Source organism: Streptomyces sp. NPDC002773, assembly GCF_040295605.1.
Taxonomy (GTDB): domain Bacteria; phylum Actinomycetota; class Actinomycetes; order Streptomycetales; family Streptomycetaceae; genus Streptomyces.
Genome location: NZ_JBEOVO010000044.1, coordinates 1 through 25,916, shown reverse-complemented (window position 1 = coordinate 25,916; position 25,916 = coordinate 1). Strand labels below are relative to the sequence as shown.

At 68.8% G+C, this 25,916-nt stretch carries 19 protein-coding genes and 4 pseudogenes; 8 read left to right on the top strand and 15 right to left on the bottom strand.

Annotation, left to right across the window (positions count from 1 at the left end; translation table 11 throughout):
* Window positions 1-476 precede the first annotated feature (476 nt).
* Both ABT034_RS32165 and ABT034_RS32160 read left to right on the top strand, forming a co-directional pair.
* Window positions 477-1,568, top strand: coding sequence for a polyprenyl synthetase family protein (locus ABT034_RS32165; protein ID WP_351220634.1), 1,092 nt, complete (start codon window positions 477-479; stop codon window positions 1,566-1,568).
* Window positions 1,569-1,703: 135 nt separating this feature from the next.
* Complete coding sequence (locus tag ABT034_RS32160) at window positions 1,704-2,402, top strand: HAD family hydrolase (protein ID WP_351220616.1); 699 nt, start codon at window positions 1,704-1,706, stop codon at window positions 2,400-2,402.
* Here the strand turns inward: ABT034_RS32160 and ABT034_RS32155 are convergent, their stop codons facing one another.
* Window positions 2,403-2,588: a hypothetical protein gene (locus ABT034_RS32155; protein WP_351220615.1), complete on the bottom strand. Its 186-nt coding sequence runs from the start codon at window positions 2,586-2,588 to the stop codon at window positions 2,403-2,405.
* A gap of 348 nt (window positions 2,589-2,936) precedes the next feature.
* Complete coding sequence (locus tag ABT034_RS32150) at window positions 2,937-3,122, bottom strand: hypothetical protein (RefSeq protein ID WP_351220614.1); 186 nt, start codon at window positions 3,120-3,122, stop codon at window positions 2,937-2,939.
* Between the two features lie 120 nt (window positions 3,123-3,242).
* Here ABT034_RS32150 and ABT034_RS32145 point away from each other — a divergent pair, with 120 nt between their 5' ends.
* A complete protein-coding gene (locus tag ABT034_RS32145; RefSeq protein WP_351220613.1) occupies window positions 3,243-3,713 on the top strand; it encodes a hypothetical protein in 471 nt (156 codons plus the stop codon).
* A gap of 40 nt (window positions 3,714-3,753) precedes the next feature.
* Here the strand turns inward: ABT034_RS32145 and ABT034_RS32140 are convergent, their stop codons facing one another.
* Entirely contained in the window at window positions 3,754-4,854 is a 1,101-nt protein-coding gene (locus ABT034_RS32140; protein ID WP_351220612.1) for a nucleotidyltransferase domain-containing protein, read from the bottom strand.
* Window positions 4,855-5,288: 434 nt separating this feature from the next.
* Entirely contained in the window at window positions 5,289-5,786 is a 498-nt protein-coding gene (locus ABT034_RS32135; protein ID WP_351220611.1) for an SMI1/KNR4 family protein, read from the bottom strand.
* A gap of 77 nt (window positions 5,787-5,863) precedes the next feature.
* On the opposite strand from ABT034_RS32135, the pseudogene ABT034_RS35365 reads away from it, so the two are divergent.
* From ABT034_RS35365 to ABT034_RS32125, 3 genes and pseudogenes are all read left to right on the top strand, one after another.
* Window positions 5,864-6,103, top strand: a pseudogene (locus ABT034_RS35365) (hypothetical protein); the annotation flags it as partial.
* Between the two features lie 77 nt (window positions 6,104-6,180).
* On the top strand, window positions 6,181-6,651 hold the full coding sequence (locus ABT034_RS32130; protein WP_351220610.1) for a hypothetical protein: 471 nt from the start codon (window positions 6,181-6,183) through the stop codon (window positions 6,649-6,651).
* Window positions 6,652-7,221: 570 nt separating this feature from the next.
* Window positions 7,222-7,650: a PH domain-containing protein gene (locus tag ABT034_RS32125; protein WP_351220609.1), complete on the top strand. Its 429-nt coding sequence runs from the start codon at window positions 7,222-7,224 to the stop codon at window positions 7,648-7,650.
* Between the two features lie 325 nt (window positions 7,651-7,975).
* Here ABT034_RS32125 and ABT034_RS32120 read toward each other — a convergent pair whose 3' ends face one another.
* From ABT034_RS32120 to ABT034_RS32080, 9 genes and pseudogenes are all read right to left on the bottom strand, one after another.
* Complete coding sequence (locus ABT034_RS32120) at window positions 7,976-8,530, bottom strand: hypothetical protein (RefSeq protein WP_351220608.1); 555 nt, start codon at window positions 8,528-8,530, stop codon at window positions 7,976-7,978.
* Between the two features lie 3 nt (window positions 8,531-8,533).
* Window positions 8,534-8,824, bottom strand: a complete 291-nt coding sequence (locus tag ABT034_RS32115) for a hypothetical protein (RefSeq protein ID WP_351220607.1) — start codon at window positions 8,822-8,824, stop codon at window positions 8,534-8,536.
* A gap of 109 nt (window positions 8,825-8,933) precedes the next feature.
* Window positions 8,934-15,575, bottom strand: coding sequence for a DNRLRE domain-containing protein (locus ABT034_RS32110; protein WP_502973101.1), 6,642 nt, complete (start codon window positions 15,573-15,575; stop codon window positions 8,934-8,936).
* Window positions 15,508-16,107: a hypothetical protein gene (locus ABT034_RS32105; protein WP_351220605.1), complete on the bottom strand. Its 600-nt coding sequence runs from the start codon at window positions 16,105-16,107 to the stop codon at window positions 15,508-15,510. Before ABT034_RS32105 ends, ABT034_RS32110 begins: the two co-directional genes overlap by 68 nt.
* A 487-nt stretch (window positions 16,108-16,594) precedes the next feature.
* Window positions 16,595-18,535: pseudogene (locus ABT034_RS32100) on the bottom strand (DUF6603 domain-containing protein).
* A 140-nt stretch (window positions 18,536-18,675) separates the two neighbouring features.
* Window positions 18,676-19,116 carry a hypothetical protein gene (locus tag ABT034_RS32095; RefSeq protein WP_351220604.1) on the bottom strand — a complete coding sequence of 147 codons (441 nt, stop codon included), beginning with the start codon at window positions 19,114-19,116 and terminating at the stop codon, window positions 18,676-18,678.
* A 459-nt stretch (window positions 19,117-19,575) separates the two neighbouring features.
* Window positions 19,576-19,853, bottom strand: a pseudogene (locus ABT034_RS32090) (DUF5994 family protein); the annotation flags it as partial.
* 515 nt (window positions 19,854-20,368) lie between these two features.
* Entirely contained in the window at window positions 20,369-20,923 is a 555-nt protein-coding gene (locus tag ABT034_RS32085) for a tellurite resistance TerB family protein (RefSeq protein ID WP_351220603.1), read from the bottom strand.
* 56 nt (window positions 20,924-20,979) lie between these two features.
* Window positions 20,980-21,192 (bottom strand): hypothetical protein, encoded by a 213-nt coding sequence (locus ABT034_RS32080; RefSeq protein ID WP_351220602.1) that lies wholly within the window; start codon window positions 21,190-21,192, stop codon window positions 20,980-20,982.
* A 184-nt stretch (window positions 21,193-21,376) separates the two neighbouring features.
* Between ABT034_RS32080 and ABT034_RS32075 the strand changes: the two genes are divergently transcribed.
* Together ABT034_RS32075 and ABT034_RS32070 are read left to right on the top strand one after the other, a co-directional pair.
* Complete coding sequence (locus ABT034_RS32075) at window positions 21,377-21,622, top strand: hypothetical protein (protein ID WP_351220601.1); 246 nt, start codon at window positions 21,377-21,379, stop codon at window positions 21,620-21,622.
* Window positions 21,623-22,712: 1,090 nt separating this feature from the next.
* Window positions 22,713-23,087 carry a VOC family protein gene (locus tag ABT034_RS32070; RefSeq protein ID WP_351220600.1) on the top strand — a complete coding sequence of 125 codons (375 nt, stop codon included), beginning with the start codon at window positions 22,713-22,715 and terminating at the stop codon, window positions 23,085-23,087.
* 1,602 nt (window positions 23,088-24,689) lie between these two features.
* Here the strand turns inward: ABT034_RS32070 and ABT034_RS32065 are convergent.
* Together ABT034_RS32065 and ABT034_RS32060 are read right to left on the bottom strand one after the other, a co-directional pair.
* Window positions 24,690-24,974, bottom strand: a complete 285-nt coding sequence (locus ABT034_RS32065; protein ID WP_351220599.1) for a hypothetical protein — start codon at window positions 24,972-24,974, stop codon at window positions 24,690-24,692.
* Window positions 24,975-25,368: 394 nt separating this feature from the next.
* Window positions 25,369-25,647: pseudogene (locus ABT034_RS32060) on the bottom strand (transposase); the annotation flags it as partial.
* Window positions 25,648-25,916 lie beyond the last annotated feature (269 nt).

Genomic DNA, 25,916 nt, shown 5'->3' with positions numbered 1-25,916 from the left:
AGCTGGAGACGTGGATCCAGGGGAAGCCCTGGTATCGCACACATTCGGGAGCAGACGAAGCTGTCCTCGCCGGCTGCCTGTGGGTGCCGTGGGCCGGGACACAGTTGGGGGTCATCTTGCCTCTGTCTGCGTAGGGAACCACCTCCTTGTACGGCCAGAGTGGCAGCTGTGCGCGGACTTTCGCGAAGGTTGATTCTTTCGGGTGAACTGCTCGCTGATCCGTTTGGAGTCTGGCGGCGGCGTGCTGGAGTGATACCGCTTCAGACGTCAGCCCGTTGCGGCTACGTTCCCTGAAGTTCCCGGGGCGTCTCGCGGCGGGGACAACGAGTCCCGAAGGGTTGGCACCGATGGTGTTGCGTACCGTGCCCGTACGGCCGCACCCGACCGCTCATGGTCCTGCAGCCGCCGCACCGGTCGCCATGCCTGTCACTGACGGTCTCCTCTGTCGTGGGGAGCACGGACAAGGATCTGCCGTGATGCTCTCCCCGCCTCTGCCGGGGGCCGGTCTGGACCTGATGGGCTTCAAGGACGCGGTCGAGGCGCTCCTCGCCGCATTCCTGGATCGCAAGGCCCCGCCGGCGGACAGCAGCGGATCGCCGGACCTGGCCGCGCCACTGCGCCGCTTCATCGACGCGGGCGGCAAGCGCATCCGCCCGATCCTGGCCTTCGTGGGCTGGCACGCTGCCGGTGGCACCGGCGACCCGAGGACGGTCTGCCACCTGGCGGCATCGCTGGAACTCTTCCACGTGTTCGCCCTGATCCATGACGACGTCATGGACTCCTCCGCCCTGCGCCGGGGCCGCCCCACGGTCCACCGCGCACTCGCCCGCGCCCATCAGGGCGACGACAGCGCTATCCCCGCCGCGGCAGCCGCCCGGTTCGGCGAGGGCGCGGCCGTCCTCATCGGCGATCTCGCCATGGTGTGGTCAGACGAACTCCTGGTTGACGGCGGCGCCACGCCCGAGCAGCTGGCCGCCCTCTGGCCGGTCCTGCACGCCATGCGGTACGAGATCGTTGTGGGCCAGTATCTGGACCTGCAGGCCACCGGAACCGCCTCGCCAGATGCGGAAAGAGCACTGCGGATCGGGCACTACAAGACGGCGAAATACACCGTGGAGCGACCCCTGCACCTCGGCGCCCTCACGTCCGGTGCTGACCAGATCCTCCTGGACCGGCTCTCCGCGATCGCCCTGCCGCTGGGAGAAGCCTTTCAGCTGCGCGATGACCTGCTGGGCGTTTTCGGTGATCACGCGAGCACCGGCAAGTCGGCGCTCGAGGACCTGCGGGACGGCAAAGCGACGGTGCTCACCGCCCTCGCGCTACAGGCAGCCACTCCCATGGAGCGCAAGGAACTCACCGGCTGGCTGGGCAACCCTCACCTCACCCACGAACAGGCCGCTGCCGCCCGGCACGTCATCATGGCGACCGGCGCGCCGGCCCAGGTCGAAGAAATGATCACGGCCCGCTACCACACAGCGGTAAAGGCGCTCGATGACGCGTTCCTGCCCTGCGCCGCACGGCACGCCCTGCACGACATCGCCCAGGCGGTCACCGAGCGCACTACGTGAGGCTGCCTGCTTCACGTATGAGGTGCCGGGGCGGACTGCCCACGCCCTGCGTACGCGCCGCCACCCGCCGGTGCATTCCGCTCCCCGACCCGAGGTACTGTCATGCCCCCTCTATCCGATCAGACGCATTCGACCGTGCACGCAGACAACGCTCTGCTCGACAGCCTCGCCTCAGACGCAACCGAAGAACTCACAACGGCCATCGCGTATCTGAAGGGATCTCTCGCTGCTCACCGCCGTCACCGCGCCTGGATCTTCGACTTCGACGGCACCCTGGTGGACAGCGAACCACTGAACGTCGCCACTGCCCAGGCCGTCCTGCGCGGCTGCGGCCTTCAAGCCGACGCCGACTGGCTGACCGCGGGGCCCTTCACCCCCGCCTCCATGCTGCGCACCCGGGTCCTCGACCACTACAAGATCGACCTGCCCTGGAGCGACGAACGGCTCCTGAAGGAGGGCGGCGCCTTCTGGCTCGCTCACACCCACCAGCTACAGCCAGTCCGCTGCGTCGCAGCCCTCGCCCGAGCCGCAAAGGCAAAGGGCCTGCCGGTGGCCGTCGCCTCGGCCAACCACAGCGGCTTCATCCGCGCCGGCCTGTCCGCCACTGCTCTGGACGACGTCTTCGACATCGTCGTCGCCCAGGACCAGGTCGCCCGCACCAAGCCCGCACCAGACGTCTTCCTGCACGCCGCCCGCCTTCTGAACCTCGATCCCGCAGCCTGCCTGGCCTTCGAGAACACCGACCCAGGGATCGCAGCAGCCACTGCCGCAGGCATGGACGTCGTAGACATCCGCACCTGGTCCCACCCCACCCGTCCCGGCTCCTCCTCCTGATTATTTCTGCTGATCTTCGTTCGGGTCCTTGGCAGTCGAGCCGCTGGCGGCAGAGTCCTGCGGGAGGCATCGGTCATCGTCGGCGCGGGCGTTGACGTACAGGGCCGGCCAGCGCGTCTCGGCTCCTGGCGGGCAGGCGGCCGCCAGGGCCTCGCTGATGTCGGCGACGACGCGCAGCGCATGCACGCTCCACACCCGGCCGACGCGGTGAACGTTGCGCCGTACGACCGTCTGTCCCGTCTCGAAGGTACCTCCCGGGCGACTGGTCGACCGAGGAGTTCTTCGAGCAGCTCGTCGCCTTCGAAGCCCCTCACCCACGTACCCTCGCGAAGCTGGGCGTCGACTGGGCGTGACCCGGTTCGGCGCTGAACCGGAGAACACGAGACCCCGGAGCCGCGACGGCCTCGGGGTCTCGTGTGTCAGGCCGCTGCAACACGGTGGTGCAACAGTGATCACGGACGGGCATCCATCCCTATCACCGCAGGTCAGGGGTGCAACACGGGTCGGGTGTTGCAGCGGATGCCTGGGAGCTGGCTACCTTCGGCGCGGGATAGTCACCTGCGCCTCCGCCAGCACAATGTCGGTGGCCGGGTCGCGGTGGGTGGGAACGTACAGGCCCCAGTCGGCGTCGCCAGCGGTGAGCCAGTCGCCGTCCCACGGGGCATCAGTGGTTTCCAGCACGCGGCCGGCGAGCGGGCCGCCCAGGAGTCGGACGATCACAGCGGTACCTCCATTCCGGCGGGACCTCCGCCGAGTCCAGCTAAGGGGTGAAGGCGGGAGGCCGTCCTCCGTGACCGGGACGCAGCCCGCACAGCGCGTGAGCAGCGCCGCAAGGAGCTGTTGCACCGTTGGTCAGAGCTGTTTCTGGCCCGTGTACGCGAGATCGACCCGAGCAAGAACATCGCGACCATCGACGCCGAGGACTTCACCACGCTGGTGGACGGCAAGGCCTTCGAGGACAGCTCGGTAGCAGGAGGGCCCAAGACAGTCACCAATATCGCGGTCCTGCTCTCCTTGCGGGACCTTGCACGCGAGGAGCCGACGGTCATCGTGCCTCCGTTCTTGCTCATCGACTCCCCGCTGAGCGGATTCGGCGCCCAGGGCCTGGATGAGCAGATCAGTACCCGGCTTCTCAAGGCCCTGATCACCGCGGCCGACGACCCTTCCCCTGACGGCTTCGCCTGCCAGATCATCACCGTCACCAACGATCCTCTGCCTCAGGCACACTCCGGTGTCCGCGAGATCCGGCTCAGCCCCGAGCACCGCTATTTCGATCACGCGCCCTTGATCGACAGGCCGCTCAGCGCGTGAAGGCTGCCCCTGACCTGTCGGCGGTCCGGTCGTCGGCAGGTCAGGGCTGCGGCAAGGCGGTGCGGTCGGTGACGATGATGTGCAGGGCGTGCAAGGGCTGTGCGCGGGTGGGGCGGATGACTTCGATCCACTCAGTGACGTCTTCCAGGAGGTAGGCGAGGCGGCCGTAGCGCTGCCAGCCCAGCCCGATCCCGAAGACAGGGTCTGGCGCGGTGTCCCAGCGGCCGTGGAGCGGCTCTCCGTGAAGGTGGACGGCGGCCATGTCACACCCGCGTGTCTCGGCATGCGCAAGAGCCGCTGAAGCTGCCCTGCGCAGAGGGCTGGTCGGAGACCAGCGCGTGAGTGCGCGCTGGGCCAGCGGGTGTGCCGGCTCGGTTCCGTCGAGCGCCAACTGGGTGATGGTCACCGCTTTCCTGCCGACCATGGCGGCAAGGTCTGCACGGACCGGGCGGGGGATCCACTGGTCGAGTCCTTCGAAGGCGTCGATCATGTGGTCGCGTTGAGCCCGGCCGGCCAAGGGATCTGAGGTGAGGTCGGCCAGGCGGGCTCGCGCGGCTGCCATGGGTTCGCCTTTGCGCCACAGGAGCATCAGGGGGATGCCGTCCTTCTCCAGATTCTCGCGCTGCCGCAACTGGAGCTGGATCCCACGCGAACGCCCCTTCAAGGCACGCTTCATCGACCCCGACGGATCCCGCCCGTAGGACAGAGCATGGACGAACTCTGCAGTCAGGCGGTCATCCGTGCGGTGCTCGACGACGACGTCGACGTCGGCCGGCTCGAGCGCTCCTCGGGCATACGAGCCGAAGACGTAGACCTCGTCGGCCAGGTCCAACGGCCAGCCGCCCGCCTCCAGGCGATCGAGCATGTCCGTCAGAAGCTGAGTGGCACGCTCACGTTTCATTCCGGCTCCAATTGAGCTATTGGCAAAGGAGATTCGACGGTAGAGGGCACTTGAGACATGCCGGGCGCTTTGGGTTGTCAGTGCCTTCGATGGGATGACGTTTGCCGCGTCCTTCAGGCAGGCGAGGCGGCATGCACTGTGGAATGGAGAGAACTTCCGGCCGCCGGACACACCGAGCCTGCTCCAGGGGCGGGTGAGCGCAGGCAGCAGTGAAGCGAACGGCATGCGCAGCGTCTTCACGAGGGCTGCTGGCCGCAAGGAAATGTCGGGACCCTCTCTTGGTGCGTACGCCTCGACCTCTTCGCGTCGGAGATGTCTCACGTCACGGGGCGCGGTAGCCGAGCCCCTCCAGCGCGGGGGCGGCTGGCGGGAGAATATCTGGCAACTTGCCCAGGCTGCCCGGGTTAGGGGGATAATGCTGCTGTGCTCGAGGGGTGGCACCGGGCGTGTGCCGGAGCCGGTTGCAAGGGGGGCTGGGATGAGGCATGTACCGCAGAACACGGTGGAGTTGCCGCGTCGTATGAAGCACCTGGCCGGTCGACGCCCGGGTGATGACGCTCTTTGAAATCGGCCACACCCTGCTCAGGGGTGACCCCACACCTGCTCGTGATTTCCCAGTCTGGAGTGACATGACCTCCGTGGGGTAGGGGGCCGGTTTGTTCCTCGGCTGACGGTCAGGGTTGGTTCGCGATCCGTCGGCCGAGCTGTTCGAGGAACTCCTGCAAGCTGGACGCGGCGACCTCGAAGTCGTCAGACCACGAGGCGGTGGTGGACTTCCAGACTTGTCCGCTGTCTCCGATTGCGAACAGGTGGCCCCCGCCGTCGCTGGCGAAGACCAATGCGATCGATTCGCTGTCGATCGGAGCGGGGCCGTACTCGCGGAAGTGTTCCGCAGCCGTCGCAGGTGAGTGGATGAAGTACCCGTTGTCGACGTCGGGCAGGGAAGCCTCGCTGATCACCCAGTAGAGCGTGGTCAGGTCGGATGGGATCGGCGTCATGTCTACGAGTGGGTCCGTCGCCTGGTGGCTGTCGTCGGTTGCGAGCGTCACGGCGTTGTGACCGGGCGGGAAGCCGTGGGTCGGAAGGAAGGACTGCATCAGCTTCGTCAGCGCCGCGTCGGCCTGTTCCCGCCAGGACCGGACCCACTCCGCGTCAAGCCGTTCACCAGGCACGTTTCCCCCTCAAATACGCGTGGGGCCCGCCGGCGCGAGCCCGGAAGAACATATCGGAGGGCTCAGCATGGGGTCCGATGAGCACCGGGCTTTCCGATCCGCGGCTCCTGGATCAGTCAAACCTGCTCAGGCGATCTCCCCACTCATCGTGTGATCTTGCCCGGCGTGTCGAACTGGGATCGGAGTGTCGTGGAGAGCCTGCGTGCGCAAGTTCGGCCTGGTCGGGGGCCTGGATGCTCACGCGGGAGGAAGACGTGGATGCTCACGCACTGCGTCGTCAGGGTTGGACGATCTCGGCGATCGCACGTCATCTGGGACGTGACCGCAAGACGATCCGTGCCTATCTGAACGGCGATCAGGTCCTGGTCAACGACGTCAGAGCCCGGACGCCTTCGTGCCCTTCCTGCAGTACTGCCGACAGCGGCTCGCCGATGATCCGCATCTGTGGGCCTCGACCCTGTTCGACGAGGTCAGGGACTTGGGCTATGAAGGCGGCTACTCGACCTTCACCCGTGCGCTTCGCCGCTATCAGGTCCGCCCGCACTGCGAGCCGTGTCACGCCGCGACGGGCCGGAACGTCGCGGTGATCGCGCACCCGCCGGGCGAGGAGATCCAGTTCGACTGGCTGGAGCTTCCGGACGCGCCCGAGTCGTGGGGAGTGGGCGAGCACGCTCACCTGCTGGTCGGGGCACTCGCGCATTCTGGCCGGTGGCGGGCGGTGCTGGCGGAGTCCGAGGACTTTCCGCACCTGGTCCAGGCCCTCGACCAGGTGGTCCGGAAGCTGGGCGGGACCGCGAGGCGGTGGCGCTTCGACCGGATGGCCACGGTCTGTTCCCTTGGTCGGCGAGCTGGTCGCCACGGATGATCCGTGGGAGCCGTACCGGCTCGTCGATGCGCCGGGGGTGCCTGTTGAAGGGGCTGCTGCTTTCCTGCGGGACCTGCAGGCGGCGGGGCGGCCAGCGACGACGGCTCGTTCCTATGGGATGGATCTACTGCGCTGGTTCCGCTTTCTCTGGGCTGTCGAGGTGCCGTGGGACCGGGCCAGCCGCATCGAGGCAAGGGACTTCTCCCGCTGGCTGCAGGTCGCGGGGCAGCCGTCGCGCCCTCACTGGCGGCGTCCCGATGTGGTCGGCCAGTGGGCTCCGGGTGGAAAGCCGTACGCGACGTCGGTCCGTACGCACAGCGAGACGGTCCTGCGAACCTTCTACGACTTCCACCGTGATGCCGGCAGCGGCCCGCTCCTCAACCCGTTCCCGCTGGACCGCTCACGGCGGGGACGACGAGCGCACGCCCGCCGGAACCCGATGGAACCGCACCTCAAAGAGCGCGCCGACTCTACCGGCCGAGGTTGCCGCAGAGGGTTCCTCGCAGTGTCCCCGACGATGAGTTCAACGAGATCTTCGCGCGGCTGCCCTCGCACCGGGACCGGGCCCTGGTGGCTTTCTACGTCTCCACCGGGGCCCGCGCCAGCGAACTTCTGACCGCGTGGCAGGGCGGGGCCGACCCGGGCCGTCAGCTGATCAGCATGGTCCGCAAGGGCACCGGAGAGGTCCAGGAACTACCTGCCTCGACCGACGCATTCGTCTGGCTGCGCCTCTACCAGCTGGAAATGGAGGACGCCATCCCGAAGGGGCGGAGACTGCCGCTGTGGTGGACACTGCGCAACCCGTCCCGGCCACTGACCTATCACGCGGCCCACCGGATGTTCGAACGAGTCAACTTCTCCTACTCCAGCCCCGCCGTCCTCGGCACCCGGCAGGCCGCCTTCGAGGAACGCCTGCGCCGCGAACTCACGGCGCTCAGCCCGAACGGCACCTTCGAGAACACCGTCCCCATCGAAGCCGTCATCGCCACCAGGCCGTAGCCGCCCGGCCGCTTGAAGAACCGCCGGCCTGCCCCCGCCGCCCCTGCAGCACACGACTCGGCAGGCCGGCCCGCGGCGGGGAACGGCCGGTGTGCCACGCTGGAGGAGCCCGGTGGGGTCGCGCCCGTGAAGCGGAACCACAGCGACCGGTCAGAGCCGTCCATGCTGTGGCAGCTGTCCTTGGCTGCGGCAGATCATGGAGTTCTCGGCGATCGGCAGCGGGTGACGAGCTGGTGTTCCACAGGTGGCCGAGAGCCGGCCTCTGCGTTGCAGACGACATGGTGCCGACTGTTGGAGCAGAGGCCGGTGATCACCGCTTCTCGACTCATTCGTCTTCGGCGTCCGGATCTTCGTCGGGGTATTCGCTCGGGGTATCGCTGACGCCCCACTCCTGGTGTGTCAGCACTGCTCCGTGCGGGGCGATGATCCGGCGGAGGGTGTCACTCGCCAGTAGGGCGGCGGCGGCTTCGGCCGGGGCGATGTGCGTTTGGCCCTCCAGCAGCTCAGCGGTGCCGGGTTGCCGCGTCACGAAGTCGGACCACGCAGCGCGATCGGTTACCTCGAACGCCCAGGATCCGGACACCACAAAGCACGTGTCGGAGCAACGTTCCACTGATCGGCTCGAATCATCGGACCGGTCGGATCCCGTATGCTCCTCGGTTTCGTCGATGACGCCGAGTCCCTCGACCTCTTCCAGTTCATCGAACGGACTGTCCCAGCCAGTTGCCTCGCGGACAGATCTGCCGTAGGAGACCGCTGCGGACCGCAACGACTCATAGGCTTCGACGCCCGCTTCTCCTGCCGAGCCCGGCTCGGACATCAGTCGAGCGTGCTGACGCAGAGCGGCGATCAGTTCCTCCAAGGCGACGGGAACTTCCATGGGTTACTCCTTTCCGTTGTGGGAGTTCGGGACCCACGGTGCAGTACTTCCAAAGCGTTTGCGGAAGACCGTGCCCGGCATCGCGAACGCAGCTTCTACAGCGCTGTGGTCGACGATGTTGCGGGCGGGGCGTTTGGGAACCTTTCGGTATCCACACGCGCGCATGAGGTCGGTGGCCGACTTCCAGCTGTCTGCGGCCACCACCACCTCGTCGACGGCATCGCAGGCATTGCTCGCATCGGCCAAGACCGCGTATGCGATGACCGTGTCCTTGATCGTAGCCTTGGCGCTCATTCCGCCCATCTGCACTCCAATCGGTGACGGCGGGGCCGCAGTACGGCCCCGCCGTCTCATCTCCATGCCAGGAGACAACTATTGTCGGGTTGGCTCAGTAGGTGCTACCTCAGCCCATGCGACCGCGACCGCGACCGTGCCAACGGTAGTGGATCGTCCCCCATCGGCCGTTCTTCCTCCACGTCAGGTGGGCGTGGCCGCCGTTGCTGCACGGCCCCCGAAGTTCGCAGGAGTAACCCCGCCGCGTCAGGCTCTGGTAGTCCTTCCTGCGCTGCTGGTATGCCTTCCGGCGGTTGCTGAACCACTTGCTGCTGTTGCGTGAACAGTTGTGGACAAGGGAAGGCTGCCCGTCGGCGACCACGTAGTAGGTGTGGGTGCCGGCGACGGTCAGGTTGAAGACGGTGCGGACTGCCTGCGTGCGGCCGGTGGCCGTGACCTTCGGCGCGCTCCCGTCAGGGTTCGACAGGCGCGAGCCCGGTGTCAGCTGGACCGCGTCGACCCATCCGCGTCCCTGGACGAAGAAGGGGTGGTTGGCGGTCGCGGTGATCTTCTGCGACCGGCCGTCGCCGTCCGCGTCCACGGACAGGGTGATGAGGTCCTTGGTGCCGTGACCGGTGATCACGTCGGAGACCGCGGAGACCTTCGTCTCGCCGGTGATCTCGTCGACCGCCTTGACCAGGTCTCCGACCTTCACCTGGCTGATCGGCTTGGTGCTGCCGTCGGCCATGACGACCGGCGTCTCGGGCAGGAAGGAGTTGCGGCGGCAGCTGCGGCCGATGGTGCGTGCGGCCCGCAGGGCGCGGTAGCCGCGGTAGGCCCGGTAGCCCCAGGCGGCGGCACCGAGGCCGGGGATGAACCCGACCGCGGTGAGCGCGATGTCCCACTTGTTGCGCCAGGCCCAGCGCTTGGCCTTCTTGAAGAACTTCTTCCAGCCCCACTTGCCGTCGAGGTCGAAGCAGTTGACCGGGTCGGCCGAGCAGTACTCGTAGGCGTTGGCGTTGCCGCCCTGCTGGGGATCGACGGACAGGAAGCGGCCGGTGGCGGGGTTGTACTGGCGTACGCCCATGAGCGTGAAGCCTGCAACCGTCTCGCTGGAGCGCTGCTTTCCGCCCAGCCAGCCGTAGCGCACGGCCTGCTGCTTGTCACGCGGATTGCCGTACTCGTCGGTGTCGAGGACGATCGGCGCCTCACCCGCGGCGAGCGGGAGCTGAAGCGCCACGTCACCGTGAATGTCGGTGAACTGGAGCACCGTGTCACCGGTGGCGCTGGTGACCGCGCCGAGGTTCCCGGAGAGGGCGTCGACGTTGCGGGTCAGGGCGCCGGTGGCGGTGTTCTCGACGATCCAGCGCGGATTGTCGTTGTCGCCGTCGTAGTGGTTGAGCTTGTTCTCGGTCGGCGACCAGGTTCCGCCGCTGTTGGTCTCCACCGTCCAGCCGCGGAAGCGCAGCGCGGCATCGAGGGTCCACGTCTGCCGCTTGGCGCTGCTGGTCTGCTGGTAGGCGAGATCGTTGGCGTAGTAGCCGACGCTCACGCCGCCCGGCAGGGAGGTGGTGCGGCCGAACGCGTCGTAGACGTAGCCCGCGTCGGTGATGCGGTCGGCGCTGTCGAACGTCGAGGTCTTGCTGGTTCCTCCGGTGGTGGGGCAGTCCATGCCGGGCGTCGAGGCGGCCGTGGTCAGGGACGTGCGGTTGGCGTGCTTGTCGAACCCGTAGGTGCGCCGGGTGCAGACCGTCTCCACCGTGTCGTCGACCTGGACGAGGCGGCCGACGGCGTCGTAGCGGTAGGTCTGGTCCGACCAGCCGGCGTGGCTGGTCGTCTGACCCTGCACGGACTCGGTGACCGTGTCGGACATCACCACGGTGCCGTCGCTGTCACGGGTGTAGGTGCGCTTGACCGGAGTGCCGGTGGTGTCCTCGGTCTGGGTGAGGGTGTATCCGCCGGGCAGCTTCTCCGTGGCGACCGAGCCGTCCGCGTCGTACGCCGCCTGGAAGACACCCGCGATCGAGTCCGTTGCCTTGGTGGCCAGGCCACGCGGCTCGGCGGTGTGGTCGTAGGTGAAGGTGACCGTTGAGGGGACGGTGTCGCCGATCTTGACCGGCCGGTCCAGCAGGTCGTATTCGGTCGTGGTCCTGCCGCCGTCGGCGTCCGTGTACGAGGCCAGTCGGCCGAGCTTGTCGTAGACCCGCGTGATGGTGCCGCCGGTCGGCGACGTCGTACGGATCTCCTCCCCGGTGACCGGGTCGTACTCGGTGGTGGCGTCCGGGACGGCCTGGCCGCTGCCGCCGGTGACCTTCACCGTGACGGGGCGGCCCGCCGCGTCGTACGTGGTGGTCGAGGTCCGCGTGACGCCGTTGGCGGTGTCGGTGCCGGTCGTGGCGTTGCCCCACCAGTCGTACTGGGTGGTGGTGGTCGGCAATTGCGCCGGGTTGCTGCCACCACCGGTGATGGCGCCTCCCGGGCCGGTGGAGCACACCAGGTCGGCCCACTCCGGGCGGCCGTTGCAGGTGCCGGTGCCGGTGGCCGACCAGTAGGTGGTCACCACGGTGCCCGCGTCGGCCCCTGTGCTGCCCGTGTTGTACGTCTTGGTGACGCGGCCCTGGGCGTCGTACTCGGTCGTGGTGGTGATGGCCAGTCCGGCCGGGTCCTGGATGGACTTCGTCGGAAGGCCCCTGGCCCAGTCGTACTGGGTCTCGGCGACACGCTTCTCGGCGTGGACGCCGGGGTGCTCGCGGACCTGGGCGCCGGTGGTGACCCTGGTGACCTGGTCCTTGATCGTGGCGGTCCCATCGGTGGGACGGCCCGCGTCGTAGTCGTTGACGGTCCAGCTACGAGCCACGACCGAGGTACCGGCCGTCACCAGGGTGGTGGTACCCGACTTCAGGTCCGCGGTGAGGTCGACGCGCCGCAGCGGGCCGAACTCCTCAAGCTCACGGGTGCCGTTGTCGTTGTAGACGGACTTGGTGGTGAGCAGGTCGGCACGCTCGGACGAGGCCCGAGAGGCGATGCCCAGCTCGGCCTGCATTGCACGGTCCGCGGCGCTCGTGCCCAGTGCCACGGCCCGGTTGGCCGCCGTCAGTTCACGGACGGTGTTGCCGAAGCGGTCGTACTCGGTCGTCGTGATGTGCCCGCCGGGCGTGGCGGCGTTCACCGCGCGGCCCGACGCGCCCATGTAGGTGACGTCCGCACGCTGGTAAGACGTGGCGGACAGGGCACTGCCGGCGTTCGACGCCGGGGCGACGTCGGCGGGGAACACGGCGGTCGCATCGGTCGGCGCGTCCGTCTGCCCCCACGCCTTCACATCGGCGGCGCCCATCTTGTAGGGGGCGGTGGTACCGGTTAGCGGCACGTCGTAGACGACGCTGGTGGCGGCCGTCCCTTCAACCACGTCGAGGGTGCCCTGCCGCAGCGCGGGCCGCGATGCCTTGAGCAGCATGCCGTCGCCGGCCGCGCTACTGGCGCCGGCCTTGCCGTAGGTGAACGTCCACGGCAGCTGACCGGACGGGGTGACCTGAGTGACGCGACCCGCGGTGTCGTAGGCGTACTGCGTCTTCAGCGCGGGGCTGATCAGAGGGTTCCACGTCTCGGCGAGCCGGCCCGCGTCGTCGTACCGGTAGGTCTGCACGGCCTTGGAGGTCGCCGAGGCGGCCCCGGGGTCGGTCGACCACAGACGGATCTCCTTCACCTGGCCGGCGAAGTCGCCGAACGTGGTGGCGTTGGCCGTGGTGGCGGTCGCGTAGACGAACTCCAGCGAGCGGCAGCCCTTGGTGGCGGGCGTCGCGGTGCAGGTCGCGGCGGACGCCGCCGAGGTGGGCGCGATGACGCGCTTGGGACGGGCCAGCGTCTTGCCAGCGACGTTCACCGTCTCGGAGACGACGGTCGTCGTGGTCTGCGCCATGCCGTCCAGCAGCGCGCTGGAGACCTGCCAGGTCGTCGAGGCCGGATCCGGCTTGGTGAACTCGGTGACCGTGCCCTCGGTGTCGGAAAGGGTGAAGCTACCGGTCACGCTCCCGGTGAGCGTCAGCTCCTCCGAGCCCGGCTCCGGCACCCAGCCGTTCTTGGCAGCGTTCGCGGTGAAGGAGGTCTCCTCGCCCTCCAGATCCACCACGGCCACGGCCGTGTCCGAGACCCTTCGCAGATGCGAGTAGTCGGAGTTGGTGGCCTCGGCGGCTGTGCCCGAGACCCACTCCTTGCCGAAGATGGCCGCTTGACCGGTCTGCTGCGCCCCGGCGTCCGGCTTACGGGAGGACGCGCTGCGGGTGACGGACAGGTCGAAGTGCGTGGTGTCGGTGGTGGACAGACTGTAGTCACCGGTGAGCAGGTTCAGCGAACCCGGGCCGATCTCGTCCACAGCGGCACCGGATGCGCTGCGGTCGACGACGACGGAGAGGGGCTGGGTGCTGCCGGTCGCGGAGTTGGGACCCGTGAAGTCGGCCTTGATCTGGACGGTGCCGTCCGGATCGACCGTATCGGTGGCATTCCACACCAGTGGGCTGTTCCTGCCACCGCTGAGCGGTACTGGCCAGGCGGTCAGCGCGGTGCCACCGGAAGTGACCTGACCGGCCGGGATCGTCACCCAGGCGTCGGCCTCGGAACGGCGCCAGGAGAAGGAGACCTTGTCGTACTTACCGCCGTCGGCCTCAGCGACCAGCGGCAGGCGACGGGCGGTGCGCTCGCCTTCGCTCGGCTGAACGAACCCGCCGGGACCGGCATGGAAGGTGTACTCGACCGGCTCCGACTTGTTGTCGGCCTTGTCCACTTGCCGCACCTGGAGGGTGTGGGTGCCGTCCTTGGGCGGGGTGACCGAGATGGCCTTGGCGGTAGTGGAGCCTGCGGTGGCGGCCTTGGTCCAGGTCACGCCGTCGAGGGACCACTCCAGCCAGTTGTGGTCGGTGCCGTTGGGGGTGACGGTGAAGGTTCCGGCCTGCCCTGCGCCCTTGACCCACGCGGTGGTCGGGTAGTCCGTCGAGGTGATGCCGGTGGGGGCGGACGGTGCGGCGGTGTCGACCGTGAAGGTCTTCCACGCCGACCAGCCCAGGTTGTAGTGGGCTCCGTCGTACGGGGAGGTGCGGAACTTGTACGTCTTGCCGTTGGTCAGCACACCGGCCGGGACGGTCACGGAGGCGACCTGGCCGGAGTTCACCCAGGGGGAGACGATGACATCGCCGACCTGGGTGTTGGTGGCGTTGTCGAAGATCTGGAAGGTGCCGTTGACCTTGTCACCGTTGGCGTCGACGAAGGTGTCCCGCAGCGTCGGGGTGAGCGTGTTGACCACGTAGGCGCCGCTGTAGGAGAAGTACGGCGGGCCGGCCTCCTGCTTGGTGCCGGTGCGCGGCCGGTAGTTGTAGGTGACGGTCAGTTTCGGAACGTTGGAGGCGGCGTTGGCGGAGTTGACCCGCTTCCACTCCTTGGTGTCGTTCTCGTCGGTGGCCTTCAGCCCCATGCCGGCGTGGGACCACTTGTTGTTCGCCCAGTGCTGGACCAGGTCGGTGACGTCGGCGTTGATCCACCCGTCGGGCTGCGTGGAGCACCCGGGGTTGCCCTTGGTCTGGGTGGAGGTGGCCATCTTGGTGACCATGGACGGCTGGTTCGTCCAGCGCGAGGCGGTGGAGGCGTTGTTCGCCGTCCACACCTCCCACGGCTGCGCGGTGCAGTCGGTGTTGCCGGAGTGGAAGTTCCACAGGCTCAGGGTGGCGCTGGAGACCATGGCGTCGGAGACCGGCGCGGTGTTCCAGGTGATGAAGGAACGGGCCGTGCGCCAGGTGCCGTCGCCGTTCTTCGTCCCCGGGTTGCCGAGGTCGAGTTCGACGTCGTTGGACCAGTCGACGGTCTCGCCCTGCTGCACGTAGGTGTCGAACAGGTTGCCCAGAGCCGAGGTGGAGGGGTCGACGGTGACGGGGTACTTGGTGGCCGGGTCGGCGAGGAAGGCCGCGTCCGGAGTGATGACCAGGTCGACGCCGCCCTTGGTCTTGACGACCTTCATCGCGACCTTGGAACGGTGGGTGTGCTCACCGGAGACCTTGTCGACGGTGGCGTCCCACATGACCGGGGCCGGCATCGTCGCGGTCTTCTTCGACTTCTTGTCCGTGAACAGCACGCTGCCGTCGGCCTGCTGCTCGACCTTCAGACCTTTGGTCTTCAGCGGCAGCGTGTAGGAGAAGCCGTCGGTGGCGGGCTTCTGCTTGAGTTCGACGAACTGCTCGAAGCCCGTACGAGTGGCTTCGACCACCACGTCTGCGCCAGGCACCGCGTTCACGTAGGTGGCACGGGTGCCGTCCAGCTGCGGCGCGGGCAGTCCGCCCCGCCACTGGAGCGTGATCTGCTCATCACCCTGGCCGAGAGTGACCAGATCAGTGGCGGCGGCAGTCTGTGCCGCGCGCAGAGAGCGCGCGGGCACACCGGTCTTCCCGGCCAGGGTCAGGCCTTCGGGATGTGCCTGGGCCGCGACCGAGCCGTCGGGGCGGGTGACCAGGTCGACGTTGACGTCGCGCCAGTCACCCGTGGCGGAGTCCTGGAAGCGCACCGGCCCGGCAGCCAGTTCGGTGGTGAGAGAGCCGTCCTTGTTGGCCCAGGTAGTCGACGTCTCGGTCCGCTCGGAGAGCACCTCGACCCTCGTACCGGACAGCTTCGCGGCCACGCGCGCCGACGCAATGTCGGCCGCTTGCGTCACCGCCTCCTGCTTCGGCTCAGCCGCAGGCGCCTGACGCGACTGAGCCATGGCGTAACTGGCGCCGTCCAGCACAGTGATGGCCAAGACCAAGGCGAGACCGCCGGCGATATGCCGCAGGCTTCTCCCGGTCCAGGGCCGATCCCGCTCCTCCGGAGCGGGTATGTGAATCGTCATGATCCCTCTGTCTCATGGTTTCTGACGCACCGTCTTGCGGTGCACTCGTGAACGTACAGAGAGAAAAATCGGCAAAAATTTCACAAAAGTCCTGCAAGGTGACAGTGAAGTTCCAATTTGCTAAGTGATTTGCAGCACTCGCGTCCAGCTCAGGAGTGCTGCCGGTGCGGGTGGCGTCGGGGCGCCCGCCCTCGCGCAGGTGGGCGAGGTAGCCCATCTCCATAGGCAGTGGTTTGACCGCGTCGAACAGTTCGGCCGGGACCAGGACGGTGGCGCACTGCTCGTCGTACTCGTCCGGGCGCAGGCTTTCCGGCGGCAGCGTCGGCGGTGTGCCGTCGCCGAGGTCGCCCTCCAGGAGTCGGCGCACGGTGCCAGCGGTGACCAGGCCGACCGCGTTGGGGTCTTCGGGCAGCTCGTCCTCGCGGAACACCAGCAGCGCCATCCATGGCACGGCGCCCGGCTGCCCCGGCGCCAGGGGGCGGTTCCAGGGCAGGCCGGGGGTGTCGAGGTTGATGTGGGCGAGGGTCTGGCTGTAGGTGCCGACGGCGTCGGGGACGGGGAACTGCGCGTTGATGCCGGTCGGGTCGAAGCTGAAGCGCGGCTGGACGACGTCGAAGGGCTGCGGGGTGGCGTCGATGACGCGGTCCGCTCCATCGAGGTCCTTCAGGATCTGGCGGTTGTCGATCCGGTAGCGGCCTGCGTACAGCGAGGGGATGCGGTGGTCGAAGAACCGGGTGCGGTGCTGGGCGCCCGGCGCGGTGGTGCGCGGCTGGGGGCGGGTTCGGAGGTGGTGGTCACGTGGCGTGCCTTTCGACAGGACGCGGCAAAGAACAGGGGGCGGACAGGGCGCCGTGAGCAGCGCATGGCGGTGCGCAGCCGCCCCATGGGGCCCGGAGGCGGGCGGTGTGGGGCGGGAGTGGGGCGGCCGGTCAGCCGGCGACGAGCATCGGTTCGGCGGTGAAGGCGGTGCTCTCGGCGTTCGCGTGGGCGCTGAGGTTGGTGTCGAGCGGGCCGAGGTTCGCGCCGAGGCCGGTGAGGGCCTGGGCAGGTGCGCTGCGGTTTTCGCGGGTGGCGGTGGTGTCGATGCCGTCCTGGATCGCGGCGATGACGCCGCCGGGCCGCGTCGGGGTAGGCCCGGCAGCGGGCTCGTCGGCGGTCAGCGGCTGGTTGCCGTCGGGGTTGATCGGGTCGAAGGAGATGGCCTTCTCGTCGAGGAACCCGCTGTCGGTGCCGTGGTCGACCGGCGGTGAGGTGAGCCGGATGCCGAGGATCCGGTCGGGGATGATCCCGTCGTTCGGTGCGTCGGCCCGCCGGCCCCACAGGCCGTTGGGCACGTTGCCACGCAGGACCGCACGGCCCCACGGCGTCAGGGTCGCGGCCTGGCCGTTGCAGGCGAGCCAGATCTTCAGCTCGCTGCCCTTGCCCTGTAGGCGCATGGGCAGGATGTCCACGGCGGTGTCGGAGGCGGCCTCGACGGTGTCGCTGCCCTGGTTCAGATAGATCTTGCTGACGGGGGCCTGGGTGTCGGCGGTGGACGTGAAGCCGCCGCTGCTGACCAGCCACGGCTTGACGTCGCCGCGGGTGGTTGGGGCTCCCTCGCCGGTGTAGCCGGCGATCGCCGTGGTGCGGACCATGTTCTCCGGCGGCGGCAGCATCCCCTGGAAGCCGCCCCACCCCAGTGCGGGGGCCTGGCTGCGGCGGTCGGCGCCGAAGCCGATGGTGAAGGAGGTGAACCACAGGTGGACCGTGGCCTCACCCCCGACCGCGGGGCCCCGGATACGGACGCTGACGCCGACCTCGACCGAGATCCTGATCTTGACGAACCAGACCTTGATGGTCGCCGAGACCCCGACCCGGACGCCGATACCGACGTCGAAGTAGAAGGGGTTCCACTCCAGCAGGGCATCCACCCGGGCGGAGAGCCAGGCGCGGAGCATTCCGGACTGGAAGACCACCTCCAGGGAGCCGCCGGCCATCAGGGACTTGGGAGTGAACGCGGCGTAGGCGTTGCCGGTGATGCTGACGGTGGAGCCGACGCTCCAGGTCAGACCGGCGGGTTGCTGCTCGGGGTAGCGGGTCGGGAGCTACCGGCCGGCGGGGATCGCGCCGAGCATGAAGGCGAAGTCGCCGGCCTGCGGGTGGTCGCCGAACCAGAACTTCATGCCGACGCCTCCGCGCAGCTTGCAGTTCGGGTCGATGAGGAACGTCTTCTCGGTGAACGCCGCGCCGATGCTCGGTTCCCCGGCCGTCGGGCTGAAGGTCGCCTCGATGCCGATCTCCACCCGGGCGATCTTCTTCTCGCTCTTGTTGGGCAGCTGCATCCCGGCCGCGCCGAGCAGGCTGATCGTCAGGTCGGATCCGGTCTGCACCAGTGCCAGAGCGTGGCCGCGGAAGGTCTCGAAGCAGTCGAAGGCCAGCCCGGCGGCGAACCACAGGTCGCCCTCCTGCGGCGTCACCCATGGGAGGGAGCCGCCGATCAGCGAGCCCAGGACCTTGAGCGGGTCAACCTCCTCGTCGTCGGCGCCGATCTCGCCCGGGTTGTCGAGCGCGACCAGGAACGGGAAGTTGCCCAGCGCGTCAGCCATCGGCACTCGTACCCGGCTGTTCCAGCCGAACCCGGCGGAGATGCCGCGCAGCTGGAACAGCGGCGGCCCGAAGCCGACCTCGCTGCCCAGGGAGCCGTAGGCGAACAGCGAGGGATCGGCGCCGCTGCCATCGGGCACGACGTACGCGCCCATGGCGGAGCCGTTGAACGCGCCGGTGTCCACAAGGAGAACCCCGCCGACGACCGTCTTGTACGGCGGGGAGGCAGGCAGCGCTGTCAGTGCGCCGGCTGTGCGCAGCGGCGGACTGCAGTAGTCGACGCTCACACCGTTGTCGCCGCGGGTGTGCCGATCGGCGACCAGCCCCGCACCGCGGGGGCTTCGAGGACCCGCATGCCCTTGCGGCGCCGCGGCCCGGGGCGGGGGTGAGGATGCCGTGCTCGGTCACCAGCGCCTGCGGGACGCGGTCACGTACGGCGCCGTACGTGGGGCAGGGCGCGGCCCAGGCCGTCTAGGCGGTCGGGGTCGGCCGGTGGGGCGGAGACGCGCCGAGTCAGCCGCAGGACCCGTCCCTCCGTCACCACCCACGCGCCGGGGGGAACATCCGTGCCGGCCGGGGCGCCGTCGACCAGGACCAGAGCCCTCGCGTCGCCGAGATCCACGGTGGCCACCGTTCCGGTCACCCACTCGTCGTCGGCGGTGAACGCCAGGTCCACCGGCGCCGTGGACGCGGTGATCGTGGCCTGCCCGCCGACCGACAGAGCCCGCGGATCACACACCGCGCCCGCGATCCGCACCGTGCCGCCGGGAAAGACGAGCGCGGCGGCATGCGGGTCGTTGAACAGCGACGCAGGGATCTCGACCGCGCCCCCCGCCGCCTGATCGAGAAGCTTCCGAACGTCTTCCACACGTGCTGTCACAGCAGTCCAGCCCTCTACTGCGGCAAAAGGGAAACGCGAAAGCCCGCGTCGGCCCGGCGACGCGTCCACTGCGAGGACCCTATCCGGCCAACAACACCATGTGCACAAGCGGCTACTTTCTGTAGCATAGTTGACCGAAAGGCCCCGCCCTCGACGCCCGGCATACGGATGCAACGCCCCCTCCGAGGCCGCCCCACACGGGCAGACGACTCCGGCGAACCACCGACCAGCTTCGGGCGCCGGGGCAGCGCCACCGGCTCAGCATGATCACCGAACAGGCCGTCGGACCCGGCGGGCCCGCTGCTCTTCAGCCCCGACGAGAAGAAGCTCTACTCGTGGCCCGCACCCCGCGCGACACCCGGTACACAGACGTCGCCGTCGCCCGGCTCCCCGCGGACGGCTCCGACGTGGCGGACGAGGACGCAGCCCAGCTCTCCCCGCTCGTCCGCCACCACGCGGCCGGGCACAGCCGCCGTCGGCCTCCCAGGTGTCCTCGCCGCTTCGGGCGTCACGCATACGGCGGCCGGCAGCGGTTTCGTCGGACATCAGGACACCGGCGGCCAGGACGCTGCCGGGGACGCCGCGGCAGCCATGAGCCGGGCGGCCGCGGCGGGTTCGGTCTCGGGCGGGATCACCAGCAGATCGCAGCGGCCGACGGTGTAGGAGAGCAGGATCATCTTGTCGGGATCCTGTTCGGTGAACCAGCCTACGTGCACGGTGTGCCCGCCGGCGGGGGCGGCCGTTCCGCGGTCCGGCGTCGCCCGGCACACGGTTCTCTTTCGCCCGGCGCCACGGGCATGCACGCCGAACGGCCCGCACCGTCACCCGGTACGGGCCGTTCATCCACCCAAGAGCCCGCCGGAAGGGGGGCGGCAGGCTCTGCATATCCTGAGCGGTCCCACTCGCTCACCACCCGCATGCCCCTGATCCCACGGCCCACACCCAGTGATCCGACCGAACAGCCCGGACAGCCGGTCCGGGCCTGCCTGAGGCCGGCGCAGACGATCGCAGAGGCGGTTCGGTGGCAGCGGCGCAGGTCGGCGCAGAGCCGTGCGGTCATACCCGGCGCCCCCGGTACGCGCCCTACCCCGCGCGGTGTCCCCGAGGCCGCCCAGTGCCGGCCGAGTTCCTCGGCGGCTACCTGGAGGGTCGGGTCTCACCGGTCGAGCGGGACGGCCCGCAGGACCTGACGGACCAGCGGAAGGTACGCGGCCGCCTGTCTCCTCGCCGTGGTCAGCGGTCAGATGCCGAAGTCCGCCGCCGGCAGGCCAAGCGCAGCGCACGCCTCGCGGATGATCTGCTCCTCGGCAGGGTCGATGAAGCCGTCCGCACCCGCGACCACGATGCCGGTCTGGATGACGGCCCGTGCCTCGGTGGGCTTCTTCGACACCTTGACGACCTCCTGAAGCACCGCCGTCTTGCCCATGACGAAGCCGGCTGAAAGCTGGTCGACGTGCTTGTTGAAACGCTGGCGGAGCTGGTCGGCGGGGAAGTTCTGCAGGACGTCGTTGGTGAGGATGAGCGACTCGACGTGCTGGCGCTCGGCCGGATCGACCCGTCCGTCAGCGGCGGCCACCAACGCGCACATGGCCATGCTGGCGTCCCGGAAAGCGCCGCTCTTCAGTTCCGTCTTCAGCGACGTGAGCTGCGTCTTCAGCGCGCTCACGAGCTCGGCCCTGGAACCGCCCCCGGGCGGTGCGCCGGACGGCCCATGGCCGCCGGATCCGCCGCGCACCCCTTGGGCCTGCTGCAGACCTCTTGTCGCCTGGTCCTTGATCCGATCCCACATCGCCACTCGTGCCACCTCAGCTTCTGCCACGTCGTCCCTTGTTGGACACGCTTCCTCGCGCGTCACCCTGCTAACGCCTTCGACACACTGTGAAGTTCCACCACGGCGACTGTCACGGCGCCCTCGGCACCCGTGCCACCCCAGCGCAGGCGCAGGCCGGAGCGGCGCAGCGCGAGGACGACCGAGACGCGAGGCCCGGGCAGGACCGGCACCCCGCCGAGGAGGCCGAGCACCGCCAGGATGTGGGTCGACCTGGTCCGCAGGGATAAGAGCAACGATCTCGATCGCCTTCGCGGTCGGCAGCGCGGTCCAGTACGGCGCCGGCTCGTACTACCTGACCGCCAACGGCCAGGTCGCCGCCAAACCGTACGTCCTGCTGAGGAACGCGCTGGAGCGCAAGGCAAGTTCGCGCTCCGCGACTGCGAGCGCCTCGGCCTGCTCCGCCCTCTCTGTGACGCGTTGCTGCTGTCGGGGCTGCACTGGGGTGATGAGATCCGCTCCCCGGACGAGCTCACTCCGAAGGAGACCGAGCTCACCGACGACAAGGGCGAGGGCGCGCTCGCGCTGATGAAGACGATGACCGTAGACTCGATCACCGACCTCGACGTCTCCGACCGTTACACGGAGGCGCTCCTCGAGGTCATCGAGGAGCGACAAGCCCGCACCGAAGCAAAAGACGGCGGCGAAGAAGGCCCCGGCCAATAAGACGGCCGGCGCACGGCGCCGGAAGTCCGCCCGATCTGGGCCTCGAACGAGGCCTCGCCGCTGTCACCGCCGGCTTCACGCTGCTTGGAATTCCGCCATTGTCGAAGGCCACGTCAACCGGATCAGAATGATCAAGCGCCCAGATGTACGGCCGGGCCGGCTCCGACGTGCTACAGGAACGAGTCCTCCTTTCCTGACCGCAGCTCTGTCGATCGACAGGCGGGTTTGTTGAGCTGATCGCGTACGGCACGGGAGCCAGGCCCAGCTTGCTCCGGCATGAGTCGACGGCCCGCGTGACCCAGGCGGTCATGGCGTCGCGGTCTGCCGCGATCGCGTGGAGCTCACGAGCCGTGTCCGCGTCCCCGAGCAGGGCGGCTGCGATCCCTGAGTCGAAGCTGTCCCAGAGGAACCCGCGCCGCACCGGCCTGGATGTCAGGTATCGGGCGGCATCCGGCAGGACGGGGAACCTCTCCCTCAGCGCGGTCACGTTCGCAGCCGCCTGCCGGCTGAGTTCGTGTGCCAGCCGTGTGAACTGGTCCTCGGCGCGAAACAGATCGGAGCCGGCCCGGACGGCGTCCACGTGGAAGGCGAAGTGGTCCACGTCGTGCCGCAGCCACATCGCGCCGACGTACAGACCGCTGCCGGCAATCCGCGGTGGGGTGAACTCCACAACCCCGAGCCGCCACCCGTGATCATCGATCCACAGCCGCGACCGCCCGCGCTGGGCCAGGCCGAGCGGCTTCAGGGACTCCCGGGCCGCTGAGGTGATGATCCGGAGTACCGGACTACGAGCTGCCATGACCGGCATTAGCGGCTGTCCTGGACGTGACCCGAGCTCCAGTAGCTGGACAGGCCGGCGGTCGTCCTCCTGGTCCCGGTGGCGGCCGTGACCAGGGAGCGCCGCCTGGGCGTCGGTCCGGGGACCGCCGAGGTCTGTGACGCGGCGCCCGGCAGGGTCACCGCGGGGCGGGGCGATGGATGCCGGCGATCGTGGTTCAGGGACGACGGTCAGTGGAGCATCACGTACATCCTGTGCCGTCGAGGTGCGCGCTTGCGGTGTGGAGGCGGGTTTGGGGGCAAGGCTGGAGGAATGACGATGTCGCTCGGTGCCTTTGTCCTCGGCACGCCGGATCCTCCCGCGCTGGCTGACTTCTATCGAGCCCTGTTGGGCTGGCAGGAAGCCGAGCGCGTGGCGGAGTGGGTCCGGCTCAAGGATCCAGAGCAGGAACGCCCGAGTCTCAGCTTCCAGCTGGAGACCGATCACATTCCTCCCACCTGGCCGCAGCGCCCGGGTACTCAGCAAATGCAAGGACACCTGGACCTACAGGTCGACAACCTGGAAGCGGAGACCGAGCGGGCATGCGCTCTGGGCGCGACGTTGGAGGAGCACCAACCCCAGAAGGATGTGCGGGTCCTCCGCGACCCTCATGGCCATCCGTTCTGCCTCTTCCTTCCCGGCGCCTGACGTCCCCTCTGTCCCACCGACTCCCGGCGACTCCTGGCGGCCGAAGGGTCATGGACAAGTCATGGCACTCCACTACCTGCCGACCGCCATCCCTGCTGAGCTGGAGGGCAAGCCCAGCCCGTCTCCGGCGAAATGCCTCTCTTCTTTCGCACCGGTCCGCCCGCCGCCGTCGAAGAGGTGATCCTCAGCCTGGACCCGGTGGACTGTGACCGTCGATCCTCACCGGCGCGGTGGCGAGCCGAAGGGGCCTGCCCGAGCGCGCCACGGCAGTTCCTCGAGGCGAGCGGGAGCGAGAGCAGCAGCAACCCGGCGCTCCGGACGGGCTATGCCGTGACCCGCCGGTACTGCGCCAGGCCAGAGCACCCGATACGCGGGCGGTGGCGTCTTGTCCACCCGCGCTCCCAACGCGTCCTTGACCGAGCGCGGGCAGCCTCTCAACCGCGTAGGGGCGGTGATGGACCGACCGCGTGCACGGAAGTTCGGTGTCACGCAAGGGGACGGCCCGGCCTTCCGGCTTGCCGGCCGGCTCTCCGGCTCGTGCCGGCTTCCCTCCCGGTCCCGCGGGCTGAACAGGTCTGTGTGAAGCGCCTGTACCTGGGCCGCGAGCAAGCCCGAGACGGTCGCAGCGGCTCGCCCGGTCCACAAGAAGCCAGGCGAACCGTACTTCCCGGGCCGGCGCCGCGACTCTTTCATTGCAGCCTCGCAGAGGCGGTCTCGCCCATCTGGCCGTGCCGGTATGAGTCAGCCCCTGTCGGACGGTCCCAAGCGGCTCCCCGGTGGGGGTCGCATGCCCGGGACCGATCTCGCGCGGCCGCGTCACGTGCACCAACAGATCCCCCGCTGGACCACGGAGCATGAACCTGTTGCGTCTGAGCTGCGGTAAAGCGGGTAGGCGGGGGAACCGCCGCCCTTTCGACGCATGGAGTGCGAGGGGACCTACGGCCCCGAGCACCCGCCGTACGAAAAGATGCCCCCATGAGCCCCACCTCGGTCCTGCCCCTCCCCCGCCGGTCGGTGCGCGCAGCCGCTCGTGCGTCTGTCGCTGTCCCGACTTCGGCGCTCGACGCGATGCTGGACGCAACCTACGAGACGCACCGGCGTTTCCGGCACGGCGCTTTTGCCGAGCCCTGCCCGACCTGCCACGTCCCGGCGGGTGAGCTCTGCCTGGCGCGTCGCAGTGTGCACGCCGCCCGCCGACTGGCGCACCGGGTTCGGGTGGTGCAAGCCAAGCCGGTTCCCCACACGGCCGCGGAGGCCCGCTGAACGCAAGGGCAGGCGGCCGTCTTCTTCCGTGCCAGGCAGGTGAGGCGGAGGGGGAGAAAGTCAGGACGGGGTGGTCGATGTGGTGGTGCTCGGTCTCCACGCCGTACCGCCCGCCCCATGCCTCCCCCACCTGACGACCGGCCGTCTCCTACCGCAGCGCCGCTGCGCCGCTGCGCCGCGGTGCCGTGGTGCCGTGGCCTGGCGCGCGGTCGTGAGCCGGACCAGACGGCCCACCGGCACCCCACCGGCCAGGGCGCACAGCTGGACGGCGGTCCGGGAGTGGGGATTATATCCAGCGGCGGCTTGGGAGCCTCCTTGTGGCAGGCAGGTATCGCCTGTTCAGGTGCCGACGGCGGTGACACCGAACATCAGGGTCCGGCGACTGACGTCGTAGTGCACGGTCGGTGTGCTGCGCAGGAGGTCCTGGAGCACGTCGGCGTCGTCGGCGTCGACGGTCAGCACCTCCTCCCAGGCACCTTCATCGAGGACGAGCTGCAGGGTGAGGGTGCCCCGGGCGGCGGGCTCACCGGCGACCCAGCTGAATTGGTAGTGGCTGAGCTGGCGCACCTTGATGCTGTCGTCCGTGACGGGCTGGGTCACCTTGGTCGTAGCGGCTCTGGGCATGATGGTTCTCCTCGCGCGGGGTCATGCGGTTGCGGGCTGCCGCGGCTGGAGTGCAAGGCATGGACGTCCCTGCGGCCGTGGCCAGTGGAATCAGGTTCTGGGTGAACGGCGGCGTCCACCAGGCGAGGCGCCCACGCGGCGTATCCCGGGTGGGGCGGAAGCGGGCGCCCGTGGGGTTTGCTGTGTCCCTAACCGCCACTTCCTGGAGATACATCGTGCCGTCCTTCCGCAAGACCTTCACGGCCGTTTTTCTTGCTGCTGCCGCGGCGATGGCCGGTCCTGGCGGCACGGCGGCCAACGATCATGCCGAGCGGGGCGTGAAGGCGGCGTCGTACGGGCTGTGCAACGACTTCACCACGCGGGCGGCGCGATGAACGTCGACCAGGGGCCGGTCTGTATGGAGTTCTACGTCGCCAGTCGCGTCGATGACCAGCACAACGGCATCGTCGTGAAGGTGCTCAACAACGTATTCGCGCACGTCGTCGCAGACGGCATCGGCATCCCACACGGCTCGGCACAGCAGATGCTGCATGCCGTGCGGGCTGGCCTCCCCGGCCCACTCGGCGATCGTCCAGCAGTTCTTGCTCGGTAGGTCCGACAACAGGCCCAACACCAACCGTCGAGCCCGCAGTCGTGGTTCGTACCGGGCGAACCGGCCCGCTATCCGGCTCATGGCCGCCTCGAACGCCTCCCGCCATCGGGCGGGATCTGCCACCGTCTCATCGTCAGTCCACACAACTCACGATGATCAACGGTGGCCACAACCGTCTCCGCACCCGCCCCACCTGCAAGATTACGGTTCAACTAGTGGCCAAGACGGCAGGGGCGAGTCCGCGCTTCTGACCTCATCAGGGTGGTGGGGGCGGGCGGGCCCCCCCCCCCACCCCCCCCGAGAACAAAAGCAAAAGGGACACAAACACCCCCCCGACCAACAACCCGCGC

Coding starts and splice junctions, on each gene's coding strand:
- ABT034_RS32070 (WP_351220600.1), top strand. CDS start 22,713: ATGACGATGTCGCTCGGTGCCTTTGTCCTCGGCACGCCGGATCCTCCC.
- ABT034_RS32065 (WP_351220599.1), bottom strand. CDS start 24,974: ATGCCCAGAGCCGCTACGACCAAGGTGACCCAGCCCGTCACGGACGAC.
- ABT034_RS32165 (WP_351220634.1), top strand. CDS start 477: ATGCTCTCCCCGCCTCTGCCGGGGGCCGGTCTGGACCTGATGGGCTTC.
- ABT034_RS32105 (WP_351220605.1), bottom strand. CDS start 16,107: ATGGCGCTGCTGGTGTTCCGCGAGGACGAGCTGCCCGAAGACCCCAAC.
- ABT034_RS32115 (WP_351220607.1), bottom strand. CDS start 8,824: ATGAGCGCCAAGGCTACGATCAAGGACACGGTCATCGCATACGCGGTC.
- ABT034_RS32120 (WP_351220608.1), bottom strand. CDS start 8,530: ATGGAAGTTCCCGTCGCCTTGGAGGAACTGATCGCCGCTCTGCGTCAG.